The organism is Streptomyces sp. NPDC001880 (genome assembly GCF_053594575.1).
The window spans coordinates 1-1,179 of record NZ_JBSFET010000294.1 but is presented as its reverse complement, the minus strand read 5'-3'; the positions used below and the strand labels follow the sequence as shown (position 1 = coordinate 1,179).

The 1,179-nt window shown below is 66.9% G+C and carries 1 protein-coding gene; it reads left to right on the top strand.

Features of this window, described 5'->3' with window-relative positions; genetic code table 11:
• Positions 1 to 1,179: AMP-binding protein (locus tag ACWCQ6_RS37390; RefSeq protein WP_451096981.1), on the top strand; the 1,179-nt coding region annotated here is incomplete at both ends.

Sequence of the window (1,179 nt, the reverse complement as noted above, 5' to 3'; positions counted from 1 at the left end):
CTTCGCCGAGTGTCGTTCGGTGGATGGTCGGCCGGGTGGTCTGGACATCACGATCGAGTACGCGACGGATCTGTATGACGCGCGTTCGGTGGAGTTGGCGGGTGAGCGTCTGGTGCGGTTGTTGGGTGCTGCGGCGTCGGCGCCGGATGTGCCGGTGGGTGAGTTGGAGTTGCTTTCGGTTGGTGAGCGGGGGTTGTTGCTGGGGGAGTGGTCGGGTGCGGTCACGGGTGGTCCGGATGCGGGTCTTGCGCAGTTGTTCGGGGCGCAGGTGGTGCGGACGCCGGATGCGGTGGCGGTGGTGGGTGAGGGGCGTGAGCTTTCCTACCGTGAGCTGGATGGGCTGGCCAATGGTGTGGCGCGTCGGTTGATGGGTGAGGGGGTGCGGCCGGGGGATCGGGTTGCGTTGTTCCAGGATCGTTCGGTGGGTGCGGTGGTCGCCACGTTGGGTGTGGTGAAGGCGGGTGCGGTGTATGTGCCGTTGGACACCCGTTATCCGGCGGATCGTGTGGAGTTGATCGTGGGTCGGTCGGGTGTCACGCATCTGGTGACGGACCGGGATCCGGGTTCGTTGGTGTTGCCGGCGGGTGTGCGGGTGCTGGGTTCGGTGACGGACGGCGGGGGTGCCCTGGTGGACGTCTCGGATCCTGGGGTGTCGGTGCATGTGGACCAGCCGGTGTATGCGATGTTCACTTCGGGTTCGACGGGGGTTCCGAAGGGGGTTGCGGTCACGCATCGCAATGTCGCGGATCTGGCGGCTCAGACGATGTTCGCGAACGGTAGCCACACGCGGGTGCTCTTCCACTCCGCGATGGCGTTCGACGCGTCGACGTACGAGATGTGGGTGCCGTGGCTCAACGGAGGCGCTCTCGTCGTGGCCCCGGCGGGACACCTCGACGCTGCAGCGTACGAGAAGTTGATCGCTGAGCACGGGATCACGGCGCTGTGGATGACGGCGGGTCTGTTCCGGGTGATGGCGGAGGAGGTGCCGGGGGCGTTTGCCGGGGTGCGTGAGGTGTGGGCGGGAGGTGATGTGGTCCCGCCGGAGGCGGTGCGCAGGGTTATGGACCGTTGCCCGGACGTCACGGTGGTGAACGGTTACGGTCCGACGGAGACGACGACGTTCGCGTCCACCCACCGCATTCACCGTCCGCTGGACTACGCGGGTGCCATCCCGATCGG